Below are 14,968 nucleotides of genomic sequence, written 5' to 3'. Positions count from 1 at the left end.
ACCTTATTTAGGCATTTGACCAACAAGGGTTACCGGATCGACCCGTTCTTTAAACCAATTCATGCGCCAATCCAAATGCGGACCGGTCACACGCCCGGTTGCGCCAAGTGTTCCCAGTTGATCCCCTTGAGTGAGAAAATCACCAACTTTAGCTGTCACTCTATCCATATGCAGGAATGTCGATGACAAGCCGTGCCCATGATCAAGAATCACAGTCCCACCGGAATAATAAAGATCTGGCTCGGCTAAGGTGACAATGCCCGGTGCCGGAGCAAGAATAGGTGTTCCCACAGGTGCCGCTACATCCACACCATAGTGTGGTCGTTTAGGAACCCCATTAAAGACCCGCTGACTGCCATATACGCCGGAGATACGGCCATGGGCTGGCCAGATAAAACCAGACGCATACATGGGTTCATCAAAATTTGATGTTCTTGCTTTGGCAACTACCGCTGCATCACGACTGATACGATCCGAGACTTCTTTGGGGGGAGATACATATTTTTTCGCAACCCCCTCTATACGCTGAATTGCATAAACCCGTTTTTTAATTTCATAATTCCGGGTTTGAATTTCGCCGTCCGGCTTTTGAATAATTAACTCAATAACACCTTCGGCATCACGCCCAAATCCAAAAACAAAATCGCCTTGCTCGGAAAGTTTTATAACCTCTTTATTAAGAAAAACCTTTGTTCCGCTTGGCGCTTTACCGATGATGATCCCGCCTTGAATAAATTCTCCCTGCACAGAAATATTATCATCTGCCAATGCTGAAGAAACCAATGTCGAAAGCGCGATAAAACACACAAATAAAGGCTTCATCATAGTAAACTTCCTTGGGCAGTATTTGTGGAATCAAGTTTCTTTTTTTTCTGCGTTTTCTTCAGCGGATCTCCGAATGCTCCCTCGCCGTTGTCTCCACCAACAACGGCTTCAATGAATGCATTATCAGCAAACTCGATATTCAGCTTCGATCCATCTCTGATTTCAGAGGCCGTCAGAACATTACCATCAGAACTTCGAACAACAGAGAAACCACGTTTCAAAACGTTTTTATAAGAAACACCCTCAAGAACACGATCCAACGAAGTCAGCTCATTCTTGGTACGCTCCAAACGCAAAGCAGCCGCAGATGCCATACGACGCCCGGAATCAAGTTTATCCATCTCGAACTGACGCACCGGAACAATCTGTTCCCCTACTCCCTCAAATCGATCACTTAATGACGACAGGTGATGTGAAGCAAGCAGGATTTGTTGCTTAGGATGCGGTAACCGCGCTGAAAGTTCAGATAATTCTGATGTTTGATGGCGCAAATAACCCTTCATCGCATTACGCATGCGTTCTACACGATCATCCAGCCGTTGGGCTTTTTCTTCGATCAAACGTCTAGGATCTGGGAGGCCTCTTGCTAGAGCCTCTATCTGCATCCGACGCTCGCCCATTAAACGGTTTGCACCGGCATAAATCCGTCGGCCTATATTCTGAACTTCACCAATCAGCTCAGCCCGCACAGGTACTGCCATCTCAGCTGCCGCAGTTGGTGTAGGCGCGCGTCTGTCAGAGGCAAAATCAATCAACGTTGTATCCGTTTCATGACCAACCGCGGAAATCAGTGGAATTTTAGAATTGGCCGCAGCGCGAACCACAACTTCTTCGTTAAAGGCCCATAGATCTTCGAGACTTCCGCCCCCACGCGCAACGATCAGCGTATCAGGTCGGGGAATGTCTCCATTCGGATCAAGTGCATTAAAGCCATCAATCGCTCTGGCAATTTGCTCTGCCGCGCCTTCACCCTGGACCAGTACAGGCCAGACAAGAACGTGACGCGGAAATCGATCAGATAATCGATGCATGATATCACGAATTACCGCCCCTGTAGGCGACGTTACAACGCCAATTACCTCTGGCAGGAAGGGAATAGCTCTCTTACGTTCGTCAGAAAACAATCCTTCTGAAGCAAGCTTCTTTTTACGCTCTTCCAAAAGTTTGAGCAAAGCGCCTTCGCCGGCAATTTCCATACTATCAATAACAATTTGATAGTTGGATCGCCCCGGATAACTTGTAATGCGCCCCGTTACAATGACTTCAAGACCATCTTGAGGCTCAACAGCCAGTTTACTTGCCTGCCCCCGCCAACAGATCACGCTCAAAACTGCATTTTCATCTTTCAGTGACATATAAATATGCCCTGATGCAGCGCGCTTAAGACCAGAAATTTCGCCACGCACACGAACACGGTCAAACCGGGTTTCAAGTTCCCGCTTGATAGAGTTAGAAATCTCGCTAACGCTCAGTGCTGGCGCGTTATTTCCACGTGCTTCTGCCGGATTACCACGCGTATCAGCAGATTTAGACGGTGCTGATTTAGACGCTGTTTTTTTTGGTTGGGGTGTAGAAAACAAATCATTCATGCGGTCATCCTAAACATCCGTCCCAGCAAAGTCGACAGACCAATCGCTGTTTACGCGCTATTTTCTTACTTCTATTCAAAAAACAAATCTTCTCCATAAAACCAATGACACATACGAGATTTTTGACAAAACTTTTCTGCACTAGTTCTGGTATTCTGAGAGTGGATAGGGCATAAGCTTGCCAGATTAATTGACCCTAATATTCGGGAGCACAAAATGAAAATTCTCGTCGTTGGATCTGGTGGCCGTGAACACGCCCTGTGTTGGTCTATTGTCAAATCTCCCTTGTGCGAAAAACTTTATTGTGCCCCGGGCAACGCCGGAATTTCTGACGTTGCAGAATGCCTGCCCATAAAGGCAGACGATCTGGATGGTCTGGTTGCTTTTGTACAACAGAATGACATCGGATTTGTTGTGGTTGGCCCAGAAGCTCAGCTTGTCGATGGTCTCGTCGATCGCATGAACGCCATTAACATTCCCGCCTTTGGTCCTTCAGCTGCCGCAGCAGAATTGGAAGGCTCGAAAGGCTTCATGAAAGATATCTGTGCAAAGTACAATGTACCAACAGCCAGCTATCAGCGCTTCACGGGCCTTAACGCTGCAAAAAAATACCTCGACGAACAAGGGGCACCAATTGTTATCAAAACCGATGGTCTTGCCGCGGGTAAAGGCGTTACCGTCGCCATGACATTGGAAGAGGCACACACCGCCGTTGAAGAAGCCCTTTCCGGGCGCGCCTTTGGTGCTGCGGGTGCGGAAGTTGTAATCGAAGAATTTATGCAGGGTGAAGAGGTCAGCTTCTTTGTTTTGACTGATGGCGAAAGCTATCTTCCCTTGGCATCTGCACAGGATCACAAATGTGTTGGCGAAGGTGATACCGGCCCGAACACAGGTGGCATGGGTGTTTACTCTCCGGCAACAATCCTGACGCCAGAGTTGGAGCAACAGGTTCTTGAGCAATGCATCAAACCAACAATCGAAGGCATGAAATCTGAGGGCCATATTTATAAAGGTGTTCTGTTTGCCGGACTTATGCTGACCGAAACTGGCCCAAGATTGATCGAATACAATGTCCGTTTTGGCGATCCGGAATGTCAAGCGCTTTGCTTGCGCTTAAAGTCTGATATCCTTCCTGCACTTTTGGCTTCTGCACAGGGCGGCATAGAGGATATCAAGCTCGAATGGCATGATGAAACCGCATTACTGGTTGTCATGGCTGCAAAAGGTTATCCCGCAGCTTACGAAAAGAATACTGTCATAGAAGGTGTTGATAACGCAGGTACCGACCCAGCGGTCACAATCTTTCATGCTGGCACAGTCAGAGGCGAAGACGACAGTTTACAAGCTGTCGGAGGACGGGTTCTGGGTGTAACCGCTTTGGGATCTGATATCAAAGAAGCACAGAACAAAGCCTATCAGGCCGTGGATAAAATTACATGGGACCAAGGCTTTTGCCGTCGTGATATCGGGTGGCGGGAATTGGCACGTAACGCCTGATTAACGCCTCAAGGCAATATTAAGGTAGTACCAGTAAAGTCCTTGGACTAGACAGTTTATCGACGCTCCTGAAAGAAGGTTTTAAGAATTTCGGCACACTCCGCTTCCCGAATACCACCATATACCTCGGGCGCATGATGGCAGGTTGGGTGCTCGTAAACTCTGGGACCATGATCCACACCGCCACCCTTGGGATCATATGCACCGTAATAAACCCGTTGGATACGTGCGAAAGAGATTGCCGTCGCACACATAGGACATGGCTCTAGCGTAACGTAGAGGTCGCAGCTTTCCAGCCGGGCACTGTTCTGGAGCTTTCCAACAGCTCTTATTGCGAGTACTTCAGCATGTGCAGTCGGGTCACGATCCCGTTCGACGCGGTTATGCGCCTGTGCCAATACTCGCCCGCTGTCCCGATCCACAATCACAGCCCCAACTGGTACTTCGCCTGCCTCAGCCGCCTTTTTTGCTTCCTTCAAAGCAAGCGCCATAGCTTCGCCCGGTTTTTTGCAAACCTGTGATTTCTGTTTTTTTTCCATAGCCAGGGACTCTCATTGGAAAACATGAATTGGTCAAGTAGAAGAGCAAAAGACCACCTAAAGATCGCCACTGCATAGGACGTTTGTTTTATTCACAGTAGACAGAAGCCAAAGTCGAGCATACATTCCGGCCATGACAAACTCAAAATCGACACGACCAAATCGCCAAAAACCCAGTTCGAACACCAAAGGTTCGAGTGCCAAAGGCCCAAGCACAAAAGGCAACGCCTTTAAGGCTAAGGGGGTCAATCGCCCTTACAAAGGGAAGCCTTCTGGGAAAAGCACTCAGCAAGATACAAAACCTGCTGTTGAAACAATCGAACTTTCGGATAAGAAAGAGCGCATTGCAAAGGTGATCGCACGTGCTGGGCTGTGTTCCAGACGCGATGCCGAACGCTGGATTGCAGAAGGTCGTGTCAAACTTGATGGCAAAGTGCTGGAGACACCAGCAATTGTTGTTGGGCCGGACAATGCTATCGAAGTAAATGGCGAACCACTTCCTTTACCGGAACGTCCACGCCTGTGGAAATATCACAAGCCAAAGGGACAAATAACAGCAGCACGCGACCCAGAAGGTCGAGACACTGTTTTTGACCACCTTCCCAAAGATCTTCCGCGTCTTCAGCCTGTTGGACGACTGGATTATAATTCGGAAGGTCTGCTGCTATTCACCAATGATGGTGGACTGAAGCGTAAAATGGAATTGCCAGCCACAGGCTGGACCCGACGCTATCGTGTCAGGGTGCATGGTCAGGTTGATGAAAGACACATCAAAACCCTTGCCGAAGGTATTACCATTGATGGCGTTCACTACGCCCCTATCGAAGCCAGTATTTCCCATCAAGCCAAGACAAACGCATGGATGTTGATGTCTTTGAAAGAGGGAAAGAACCGTGAGATCCGTCGTGTTTGTGAACACTTGGGACTGATCGTTAACCGGCTAATCAGAGTTTCCTATGGCCCCTTCCAACTTGGCGAAATTGAACCCGGTGATATTGTAGAACTACCTGCAAAACTTATCCAGGATCAATTCGGTCTTGAGGGAAAATCAGGTGCACAAAAAGACAAAACGAGTAGACAAGGTCCATTCGGAAAAAAACCACAAGGTAGAACAAGCCGAAAACCTACGGATAAGCCATCGACGAAGTCAACGGGCAAAAAAACAGTTCCTTCTCGTGGAAAATCAACATTAGGTCCACGTGGCAAACGCTCCTAAAATGATCTCTAGGTAATGGTGTTCGTATGAGGATTGTCGGCGGTAAACACAGAGGGCGACCTTTAACCTGTCCAACGGGGAAAACCGCGCGTCCAACACTTGATAGAACGCGCGAATCGCTCTTCAACATTCTTTTGCAAGGCGATGTCAGTAAAGGCCTGCTGCCAACAGGGACAAAATCCTTGCTCATCGGCCAACATATTCTGGATGTTTTTGCCGGGACTGGCGCTTTAGGTCTGGAAGCACTTTCAAGAGGGGCGCAAAAAGTAACCTTTATAGAAAAAGCCCCGGATAGCCTCTCAGCCCTCCGAGACAATATCAAAAGTCTGAAAGCACAACAGACCACCCAAGTTATTCAAGGCGACGCTTTAATTCCACCGAAAGCTCGGGAAGCCTGTTCTCTTGTTCTTATGGATGCGCCCTACAATCAGGACCTAACAGGTCCGTCAATCTCGGCACTGGACAAAGCAGGCTGGATTGCAGAGACAGCACTCATCGCTGCCGAATGTGATGCCAAAGAAAAAGTCACGCCTCCCCTTGGCTTCGAAGAAGTCGATAACCGTAAATACGGTAAAGCCAGAATTTTCTTTTTTTTACGGGCATCACTCGAAGGTTAAAGAGACTTCATCTGTGCTTTTAAGCTTTTTGCAGCCATTGCGTAACCACCGTCGGCTCCATCGATAAAGTGGATATGTTGCGCATGGTGTAGATCAAGCAGTAGGCAAGTCATCAAAGCTTCGTTAGAAACATGCGTGCCATAAGTTATTTTACCTGCGGCTTGCTCTTTTTCCAAATACATATGGAGCTCCTGGATAACTTCCAAATCACAATCCAAAACCATCCGAACCATGTCATCAAATTTTCTGAAATCAGAATTATTGCGTAACTCTGTCAGATAGGTTTCTGGTTGATAAGGACCTGATTTTAAATTTACAAAATTAGCAAACCGCAAATAGATTTTTTCAAAGAGCGTTTTCAAGGTAGGCCAGATGTTCGTTCCTCTTCCTTTACTTGCAGCAAATTTTTCCAAAAAAAAGTTCTCAAAAAGCCCTCTAAGTTTCATATGCTGAATTTTCACAGGGTTTATATCTGAATTTTTCTTGTTCAAAATTTGTTCTATATTATCAACAATGTATGGATATTCGTGATCATGAACCGCATGCACTAACAATGTAATAATCTGCCCATTAACAGACTTTAAAGGTTGCCAGTGACAGGAAAGCCCTTCCAGATTAGGTAAGCGTGTTACAGCATGCAGCTTACAAAACTCCCCGGTTTCATCTGCCTTTATAATAGAATCAGCCAAGGCCAATCCGCCACCATTGAATAATGCGAGACTATTGCCGGGTGATAACTCTAATCGAGCAACTTGAATATTTTTACCACACTCTTTGATGTGTGAAACGGGCACACACCCGACCCTTAGTTCCAAATCGTAAAAATCCTGGCCAAAGCTTTTTACAGCAAGCAATTCGTCAATCAATGTATCGAGATCATCTGATGAACAGAGCAAAGATGCCCCGTCTCCACCAAAAACAAAGGGAATTTTTGCGCCACCAACCGTATTAAAAACCGCTGTAATACACGCAGCCCCCAGCATGTTAATATCTTTATAGCGCCCGGCTTCTATAGCTTTGGTAGAGCTGACAACATCCGTGACGATTACCCACCAGTCATCGGGAGCTTCATGATAATACTCATCACTAAAGGCATGGAAGAATCGTGTCGCAGGCTTCAGGCTCAAAAAGTCAAAACTCAAGAAGTTCTCCCCGTGTGATGCGCTCCAGAAAAGCTTTTGAATACTTCCCAGTAATCAACACTCGAACGATTAAGTCGTAAAATAGCACAGCTTATAGATAGGAACGATTATCTTCTGGAAAAGAGCTTTTCTATATCTGCTAGCTTCAATTCAATATAGGTCGGGCGTCCATGGTTACATTGCCCAGAATGCGGGGTCACTTCCATCTGACGTAAAAGGGCGTTCATTTCCTCCCCATTGAGGCGGCGTCCAGACCGGACCGATCCATGACAGGCCATCGTCCCCAGAACGCGTTCAATTTGTTCTTTGAGGGCAAGGGTTTCACCCAACTCAGCAAGTTCATCCGCAAGATCCGTTACCAACGCGGCTGCATTTGCACGTTCCCCCAAGATTGCGGGAACCTCGCGTACAACAACGGCCCCAGCACCAAAACCTTCAAGAACCAGTCCCAGTTCTGATAACTCATCCGCCCGTTTCACCAATCGGTGTGCCGCATCTTCGTCAAGCTCAACAACTTCAGGCAAAAGCAGCATCTGGGTTTTCACCCCCTGTTCAGCCATTTGTGCCTTCATTTTTTCCAGAACAAGTCTCTCATGGGCTGCATGTTGATCAACGACAACAATACCGTCTGCAGTCTGTGTAATAATATAGTTCTCATGGAACTGTGCCCGTGCAGCCCCTAGGGGATGAGATGCGTGGTCAAAATTATCAGCATCAGTAGAGTGACTTTGGGGAACAGAAGACTCCCCGCCCCATTCCATCGGACCCTCCGAAAGTCCAGACGGGAAATGTTCTTGCCGTGCATGTGGAATGAAGTTTTCTGCGCCGGGTAAACCAGATTGAGCAGATCTCATTTGCTCATCGGATAAGGGGGCGTGATAGTCCATCACTGCGTCAGACAGACGCCCGGAAGGATAATTAACCGAGGACTTTGATTGCCACGTATAATCGGTGCTTGGACGTAGCGTCGTATACCCACCGTTTTGCTCACCCCTTGCCCGCGCGGCCTCCAACATGCCCAAGGCTGCATTTCCAACAGATGTCGAGGCCCGATGCCCTGCCTCTGCCAATGCATGCTTACAAGCACCAACAATTAGGCCACGCACCAAGGCGGCATCCCGAAACCGAACTTCGGTCTTTGCCGGATGCACATTCACATCAACCATTTCAGGTGGGAGATCCAAAAACAACGCAAGAAGCGGATGTCGGTCACGTGCAAGAAAATCCTGATACGCGCCTCTAACAGCACCTTGTAACAACCGATCCTTTACTGGACGCCCGTTTACAAAAAGATACTGGTGCTGTGCATTCCCACGATTGAGAGTTGGCAATCCTATATAACCTGTAAGCTTCAAATATTCACGTTCGGCTTCAATAGGCAGCGCATTTTCTTCAAATTCTCGGGCCATAACAGATGAAAGGCGTTTCAAGCGCACTTCAAATAAGTCACCACTACTCGCTGGCAACCGAAGGATAGTTCTTTTCTCGTCAGAGAGTGAAAAACCCACTTCCGGATTTGCCATAGCAAGACGTTTTAAAACATCTTCTGCATGACTGACTTCAGTTCGGGCTGCTTTCAAAAATTTTAATCGGGCTGGTGTCGCAAAAAACAAGTCCCTGATTTCAACCCGCGTCCCGGCGTTACATGCTGCAGGCTGTGGATCAGTTACAACACCGCCTTCTACCTTAATTGTCCAAGCATCTTCAGCCCCTAATTCACGGCTTGTAATCTGCAAACGAGCCACCGCCCCGATAGACGGAAGCGCCTCGCCCCTGAACCCGAGGGTTTTAATATGAACAAGGTCATCACTGGGGAGCTTTGAAGTTGCATGGCGTTCGATACAAATGCCAAGTCCTTCACGGCTCATCCCACAGCCATCATCGGTAACAGAGATATAGCTGCGTCCACCATCACGCATGACAACGTCAATGTTACGCGATCCTGCGTCCAGTGCGTTCTCCACCAACTCTTTAATTGCCGCAGCGGGGCGTTCGATAACTTCACCAGCAGCGATTTGATTAACAAGGGTGTTGGGTAGACGGCGAATTAGCACTTAAAAGGCTCCTGATTAAAGATCTTTTAACATACGGCGGGCGAGTACCTTGCCTTGCTCAACGGCGGGCTGATCATAAGGGTTCACCCCCAACAGATCAGCCGTAATGACTGTCTCCAGCATAAAGTGCATGGTCAAAGCCCCCAACGTTTCTTCATCGATTTTGTCTAATAGGAACTTTCTCACCGGACGGCCATTTTTGGCCAAAGTCTGCATTGTCGCCTCGGCAGAAACAGTGAGCAGATCCCCCAAAGTACGCCCCCGGAGATAACTCAGCGAATCTTCACCTTTTGGAAGCACTGTATCAACTGGCAACCCCATGCCTTTGGCATCATGATAAATCATTGTGAACATCTTGTCCTGAGGTCCATCCAGATACAGTTGTAACTGGCTATGCTGATCAACGGTTCCAAGTGCTCGAATTGGCGTCGTTCCCTTACCCTCTTTACCCAAGCTCTCTGCCCATAACTGGTTATACCAGAGACCAAGATCAGCAAGTCGGTCTTCATAGGGCATGATAACGGTTTGCCGGATACCACGTTGACGCTGTAATCCCGTCGCAATGGCTGCGCCAACTGCCGCGGGAATGTCTTCCATTGAGGCACCCGAAAAAGCCTGATCAACAACTTTTTGGGCACCGTCTCTCAAAGCAGCCGCATCCAAACCAGCAATCATTGCCGGAAGCAACCCGACCAAGGTAAGAATACAAAATCGCCCCCCAATCAACGGATTTTGATCAAGACATTCAAGCCCTAAATCTCTGGCAAGTTTGCGAAGAGGATTAGGACGTGGTTCTGTAATAACGGTAACTCGTTCTGATAATTTATCCGCGCCGTATTCCTTCTGAAAGATTGGTAATAAAGCCATAAACTGAGAAACAGTTTCCGCAGTTGATCCTGATTTAGAAACAACAATTAGACCTGTACGAGAAATATCAAGATGCTTTAAGAGAACATCAAAACTATGTGGGTCAATATTGTCGATAAAATGAAGATGCGGTCCACCGTTAATTGGCCCAAAGGCACTCGTAGCTAGACCATACAGCGTGCGTCCACCAAGCGAGGACCCCCCTGTCCCCAAAACAATAATATCGTCACAATTTTCCCGGTAAGAAGACACTAGCGCTTGGCAAGAAACGAGGTCATCGCGCTCGCTCGGGATCATCAGAAACGGCAACCGTCCACTGTCTTTATCATCTTTAAGACGGGCGAGACTGGACTTACAGCCTTGAAGCTGTTCTTCAAATATTTTCTGTTCCAATCCACCTTCGCCAAGTGTACTGGCAAGGCAAAACTCTGCATCGTGTGTGTAAGACATTGTCTCTTTTATCTATCTAAGAATATACTTGTAGTATTACCGATTTGTCGCTGATGACGAAAGCTTTCATCCCATAAAACCGTGGGAATCGCTTCTTCTCTTGCAGATAAAATGTTATTGCTCAAATGGCAAAGGTGCTTCTTCCTCAAGCCCGACCGGGCGCCCAGCAATAACAACGGTCAACGAATCTGGCTTAAATAATTCTTTGGCAACCCGTTTTGCGTCTTCCAATGTCACGGCCTCAAGGTACTTATTCCGCTGATCTAGGTAATCAATCCCCAAATCATTCAACTGCATCGCCAACAAGATATTTGCAACCCGCCCCGTGCTGGTAAAACTTAACGGAAAAGAACCCGTCAAATAGGTTTTGGCATCGATCAATTCCTGTTCGCTTGGTCCTTCTTCAGCCATTAATGACCATTGCTCTTTCATAATCCGGATTGTTTCAGCAACGCGTTCATTTTGTGTGGCGACCGAAGCCATCACAAGCGGTGCCTGATCCAACAAAGAGAGGTAGCTACCTACAGAATAAGTCAAACCTCTTTTTTCTCGAACCTCCTGATACAACCGAGAAGAAAAGCTTCCTCCGCCTAGAATATGATTCACAATAAAGGCGGCATAATAATCAGGATCATCCCGGGAAATACCTCTATGGGCCATTATAACTTCGCTCTGGGGAATATCCTCGTCCAGAATGATCGTTCCCCCTTTTATCGCAGGTGACGCACCAGATACCCGAAATGGTTTTGATTTTTGTGTAAGACCACCAAAGGTCTGATCCAACAATGTCCCAAGTTCAACACCATCCACATCCCCAACAACTGCAATGGTCAGGTTATTTTGGACAATGTTCTCTGCCAGATAACTTTTCAAATCAGAAATAGTTATGTTTTTCAGGCTTTCTAACGTTCCATCGTTTGCACGACCATAAACATGGTTGGGATAATAAAGGGTACGCAAAGTACTTTGCGCTTTGTATCCCGGATCATCCGCTCGCTGTTTAAGAGCAAGAGAAATCTGTGATCGAATTCGTTCAATTGGCTCACGGTCAAACCTTGGCCCCGTCAAAGATAGCCCAAGCAACTCAAAAGCTATCGCCTTGTTTTTTGTTAACGTGACAAGCTCACCACTAAAAAATTCACGCCCGGCATCAAAGCCCAACGAGATAGACAAATCATTTAATTTGGCCTGGAAAGCTTGCGAATCAAGATCCCCTGCCCCCTCATCAATTGTCGCGGCAACGAGGTTGGCGAGACCTTCTTTACCCTCCGGATCGACAGATGATCCTCCCGAGAAAGCAAACTTCATCGAAATAATGGGGTTACTACGATCTTCGATAAGCCAGGCGTGTATTCCGCCGGGGCTGGTAACCTGAACAATATCAACAGCAAACGCCGAAGAAAGATTATACAAGCTCAACAGAATTGTCAGCCATATGGCAAGTCCGAGTTTGGCAAAAGACTTCATTATTCGGCTCTCTTTTCTGGCAACAAAACACCTGTAACCGACTGGTTATCAACAAACGTTTTTTTCAACAGATCGTTGATCTTGTCTGATGTAACTGCAGAAATCCTGTCTGGCCAAGCTTCTACGTCCTCGACACTCCCACCTGTAGTTATCGCACGCCCAATCACATTAGGTGCCGCGGCAAGAGAATCACGAGCAAAAACGGCAGCATCAACCATCCGGGTTATAGCTTTATCCACTTCAGCCTGCGTTACCCCCTCCTCTATCAAATCAGAGAGTTCTTCCCGTAACCGTTTTTCTACCTCATCAATACCCACCCCTGGACGAGGAGAAATATAGAGAGTAAAGGTACTCAGGTCATAAGCATTGGGGCTATAGGATGTACCAACAGATGCTGCCAGTTTTTCTTCAATAGCCAACTTTTTATATAACTTGCTGGTCGCTCCTGAGCCGATAATCTCGTCTAACACCTGTAATGCGTAAGGATCATTATTACCGGCGGTCCGATAACTCGGGGCAAGATATCGTATCGTAACAGATGGATTAGTGATCAAATGACTTTCCTTCACAACCCTTCGTGCAGCATTTTGCGGGGGTTCTGAAATCCTCTTTCGCTCGGGCACTTCCTTGTAGGGAATAATGCCATAGTATTTCTCAGCAAGAGGCTTTACTTCGTCAACGGTAACATCGCCTGAAATAACAAGGACAGCATTGTTCGGCGCATACCATTTTCGATAAAAAGACAGAGCTGTCTCTGTATTCAATGCTTCTATTTCATGATCCCAACCGATAATTGGTATCCGGTAAGGATGATTGAGAAACTGACTGGCTCTCATAACTTCACCCAACTGTGCGCCCGGGCTGTTTCCAACACGGCTTCGCCTTTCTTCGCGCACGACTTCTCGTTCTGGCAAAACCTTTTCATCATCGAGGACAAGCCCTGTCATTCTGTCGGCTTCTAGTTCCATCACCAATTCAAGGCGATCTTTGGCTACTGTTTGGTGATAGGCCGTGTAATCCCAAGACGTAAATGCATTTTCCTGTCCCCCATTTTTAGCAACCAACGCTGAAAATTCGCCCGACTTGAAACGTTCAGCTCCCTTAAACATCAAGTGCTCAAGAAAATGGGCATTCCCAGATTCACCAGTATCTTCATCGGCGGCTCCAACTTTATACCAAAGCATTTGGGTTACAATTGGCGCTCTATTATTGGGTATAACAACAACCTCGAGCCCATTATCAAGGGTAAAAACTTCAGGATTAAATACGGCACTTTGTAACGGCGAAAACGGTAAGGCAAAGCTGATAACAAACGTAAATAAGGGAACAATCGATTTGAATTTACAAAACATTTTAAAGCAATCTTCGTAATTTTGGCTTGATAGTTTTAAAAATTACACACGGCATGATCGCGACAATCAATGCTCACATGATCATTCGTGTTCTTCATGACCCATTAATCTGGCAAAACTAGGGCAAGATGCCAAATTTCAAACCGCCTTAACAAAACAAAAAAAGCTCCGACAAAATCGGAGCTTTTTCAAAATGTTATCAATTAACACCTAGAACAAGTTATCAAACACACCCTCGAGTGGTGCTTCCCGTTCGATCACAATAATCTCGGTTTCGCCTTGACCACGCGTACCGAGGGCAGCATTTTGCTGAATACGTTTTGCCTCTTTTACCGGATCAACCAAGCTATTGGGATTAGGTTGATCTTTCCAGAAAATCAACGCATCAACAACCTGTTCACTTTCAGAATTAAGCTGACGTGTTTCCCGGTCAATAAGAAGGCGGATATCATCAGGAGCCTCATTTGCGCCCGCCGACTGTAAGAGCGCCATTTCGCCATCGCTACGTCCAGCTTGATCCAGTGACGAACTTTTTTCTGGTCCAGCAGTGCCGTCAAGATTAAACACAGCACGCTTCGCTTGCCCCTGTGCCGATCCTTCTTGAGGACGCAAAGCCCCCGGACGAGGAGGCGCAAGGTTGTAATCAGGTGGAAGGCTAAGAGGTGCTCTGGACACGACTTTAAATTCGTCGGGAGCACGCTTTCCTAATCCAATTTGTTCTTTCAAGCCATCACTACAACCAGTGACCGCTAAGGCGACAACAATTAATCCAAAAAATTTGATCTTATTCATGCTTTCAATCCGCATCCTTTTTCAAGGTCCTTACTTATTACCCTTAGATGGCGTCAAGAACAAGCCGTCATAGAGCAAAACCATTACCCCGATAAAAATAAAGCTGTCTGCGAGATTAAATGCAGGCCAGGGATTAAAGATCCGCCACGGCAAGACCGGGATACTGAAACTCAGGAAATCAACCACACCAATGTGAATAAATCTATCAATTACATTTCCGACCGCACCGCCACTTATCAGCCCGACAGACACAGCGATCAGCTTACCCGGCTCTTTGTAAAGCCAGACAAACAGAGCCACCACAATAGCAATGGCAACCCCAGCTAATAAGAAGGGGCGCCATTCAGAAGCGCTACCAAACAGGCCAAAGCTTACCCCTGGATTATAAGCCAGAACGAGATCAAAAAAACTTGTGACCTCGATAATTTTTGGTGGGGTCATGATCTCTAGCAGTACATACCACTTACTGGCTTGATCAATCCCGGCAATCAATAAAGCCAGTATTAAAGCGCGGAGTACCATCAAATTACCTTTACTCTAGAGGTGCAGCTTAGCTGACAC

Annotated in this window: 13 protein-coding genes; 3 read left to right on the top strand and 10 right to left on the bottom strand. The window is 46.9% G+C overall.

Features of this window, described 5'->3' with window-relative positions; all coding sequences use genetic code 11:
- Positions 1 to 3: 3 nt before the first annotated feature.
- Positions 4 to 825 carry a M23 family metallopeptidase gene (locus ACN0QW_RS01260; protein ID WP_417428065.1) on the bottom strand — a complete coding sequence of 274 codons (822 nt, stop codon included), beginning with the start codon at positions 823 to 825 and terminating at the stop codon, positions 4 to 6.
- Positions 822 to 2,414: an exodeoxyribonuclease VII large subunit gene (gene xseA, locus ACN0QW_RS01255; protein ID WP_417428063.1), complete on the bottom strand. Its 1,593-nt coding sequence runs from the start codon at positions 2,412 to 2,414 to the stop codon at positions 822 to 824. Before xseA ends, ACN0QW_RS01260 begins: the two co-directional genes overlap by 4 nt.
- 216 nt (positions 2,415 to 2,630) lie before the next feature.
- Here xseA and purD point away from each other — a divergent pair, with 216 nt between their 5' ends.
- Positions 2,631 to 3,911: a phosphoribosylamine--glycine ligase gene (gene purD, locus ACN0QW_RS01250; RefSeq protein ID WP_417428061.1), complete on the top strand. Its 1,281-nt coding sequence runs from the start codon at positions 2,631 to 2,633 to the stop codon at positions 3,909 to 3,911.
- A gap of 56 nt (positions 3,912 to 3,967) precedes the next feature.
- On the opposite strand, the gene ACN0QW_RS01245 is transcribed toward purD, so the two are convergent.
- Positions 3,968 to 4,450, bottom strand: a complete 483-nt coding sequence (locus ACN0QW_RS01245; RefSeq protein ID WP_417428059.1) for a nucleoside deaminase — start codon at positions 4,448 to 4,450, stop codon at positions 3,968 to 3,970.
- A 133-nt stretch (positions 4,451 to 4,583) separates the two neighbouring features.
- On the opposite strand from ACN0QW_RS01245, the gene ACN0QW_RS01240 reads away from it, so the two are divergent.
- Positions 4,584 to 5,666 carry a pseudouridine synthase gene (locus ACN0QW_RS01240; protein ID WP_417428057.1) on the top strand — a complete coding sequence of 361 codons (1,083 nt, stop codon included), beginning with the start codon at positions 4,584 to 4,586 and terminating at the stop codon, positions 5,664 to 5,666.
- Positions 5,667 to 5,692: 26 nt separating this feature from the next.
- A complete protein-coding gene (gene rsmD / locus ACN0QW_RS01235; RefSeq protein ID WP_417428055.1) occupies positions 5,693 to 6,283 on the top strand; it encodes a 16S rRNA (guanine(966)-N(2))-methyltransferase RsmD in 591 nt (196 codons plus the stop codon).
- Here the strand turns inward: rsmD and ACN0QW_RS01230 are convergent.
- From ACN0QW_RS01230 to lspA, 7 genes are all read right to left on the bottom strand, one after another.
- Positions 6,280 to 7,425: a DUF3095 domain-containing protein gene (locus tag ACN0QW_RS01230; protein ID WP_417428053.1), complete on the bottom strand. Its 1,146-nt coding sequence runs from the start codon at positions 7,423 to 7,425 to the stop codon at positions 6,280 to 6,282. The genes rsmD and ACN0QW_RS01230 overlap by 4 nt on opposite strands.
- 107 nt (positions 7,426 to 7,532) lie before the next feature.
- Positions 7,533 to 9,479, bottom strand: a complete 1,947-nt coding sequence (gene mutL, locus ACN0QW_RS01225; protein ID WP_417428051.1) for a DNA mismatch repair endonuclease MutL — start codon at positions 9,477 to 9,479, stop codon at positions 7,533 to 7,535.
- A gap of 15 nt (positions 9,480 to 9,494) precedes the next feature.
- Entirely contained in the window at positions 9,495 to 10,796 is a 1,302-nt protein-coding gene (locus ACN0QW_RS01220; RefSeq protein ID WP_417428049.1) for a glucose-6-phosphate isomerase, read from the bottom strand.
- Between the two features lie 114 nt (positions 10,797 to 10,910).
- The gene (locus ACN0QW_RS01215) at positions 10,911 to 12,263 is read right to left on the bottom strand and encodes a M16 family metallopeptidase (protein ID WP_417428047.1); all 1,353 of its coding nucleotides are present in this window, start codon (positions 12,261 to 12,263) and stop codon (positions 10,911 to 10,913) included.
- Positions 12,263 to 13,615, bottom strand: a complete 1,353-nt coding sequence (locus ACN0QW_RS01210) for a M16 family metallopeptidase (RefSeq protein ID WP_417428045.1) — start codon at positions 13,613 to 13,615, stop codon at positions 12,263 to 12,265. The genes ACN0QW_RS01215 and ACN0QW_RS01210 overlap by 1 nt, the downstream gene beginning before the upstream one ends.
- A gap of 210 nt (positions 13,616 to 13,825) precedes the next feature.
- Positions 13,826 to 14,407 (bottom strand): DUF3035 domain-containing protein, encoded by a 582-nt coding sequence (locus ACN0QW_RS01205; protein ID WP_299371503.1) that lies wholly within the window; start codon positions 14,405 to 14,407, stop codon positions 13,826 to 13,828.
- Positions 14,408 to 14,437: 30 nt separating this feature from the next.
- Positions 14,438 to 14,929 carry a signal peptidase II gene (lspA, locus tag ACN0QW_RS01200; RefSeq protein WP_417428042.1) on the bottom strand — a complete coding sequence of 164 codons (492 nt, stop codon included), beginning with the start codon at positions 14,927 to 14,929 and terminating at the stop codon, positions 14,438 to 14,440.
- Positions 14,930 to 14,968 lie beyond the last annotated feature (39 nt).

The sequence above is a fragment of the Kiloniella sp. genome, assembly GCF_048259265.1.
Lineage (GTDB): Bacteria > Pseudomonadota > Alphaproteobacteria > Kiloniellales > Kiloniellaceae > Kiloniella.
The sequence above is the reverse complement of the archived record's forward strand: the minus strand, read 5'-3'. Positions and strand labels throughout refer to the sequence as shown.

Bases quoted from the DNA above. Each gene is read 5' to 3' on its own strand.
- ACN0QW_RS01260 (WP_417428065.1), bottom strand. From the start codon at position 825: ATGATGAAGCCTTTATTTGTGTGTTTTATCGCGCTTTCGACATTGGTT.
- xseA (WP_417428063.1), bottom strand. From the start codon at position 2,414: ATGAATGATTTGTTTTCTACACCCCAACCAAAAAAAACAGCGTCTAAA.
- purD (WP_417428061.1), top strand. From the start codon at position 2,631: ATGAAAATTCTCGTCGTTGGATCTGGTGGCCGTGAACACGCCCTGTGT.
- ACN0QW_RS01245 (WP_417428059.1), bottom strand. From the start codon at position 4,450: ATGGAAAAAAAACAGAAATCACAGGTTTGCAAAAAACCGGGCGAAGCT.
- ACN0QW_RS01240 (WP_417428057.1), top strand. From the start codon at position 4,584: ATGACAAACTCAAAATCGACACGACCAAATCGCCAAAAACCCAGTTCG.
- rsmD (WP_417428055.1), top strand. From the start codon at position 5,693: ATGAGGATTGTCGGCGGTAAACACAGAGGGCGACCTTTAACCTGTCCA.
- ACN0QW_RS01220 (WP_417428049.1), bottom strand. From the start codon at position 10,796: ATGTCTTACACACACGATGCAGAGTTTTGCCTTGCCAGTACACTTGGC.
- ACN0QW_RS01215 (WP_417428047.1), bottom strand. From the start codon at position 12,263: ATGAAGTCTTTTGCCAAACTCGGACTTGCCATATGGCTGACAATTCTG.
- ACN0QW_RS01210 (WP_417428045.1), bottom strand. From the start codon at position 13,615: ATGTTTTGTAAATTCAAATCGATTGTTCCCTTATTTACGTTTGTTATC.
- ACN0QW_RS01205 (WP_299371503.1), bottom strand. From the start codon at position 14,407: ATGAATAAGATCAAATTTTTTGGATTAATTGTTGTCGCCTTAGCGGTC.
- lspA (WP_417428042.1), bottom strand. From the start codon at position 14,929: ATGGTACTCCGCGCTTTAATACTGGCTTTATTGATTGCCGGGATTGAT.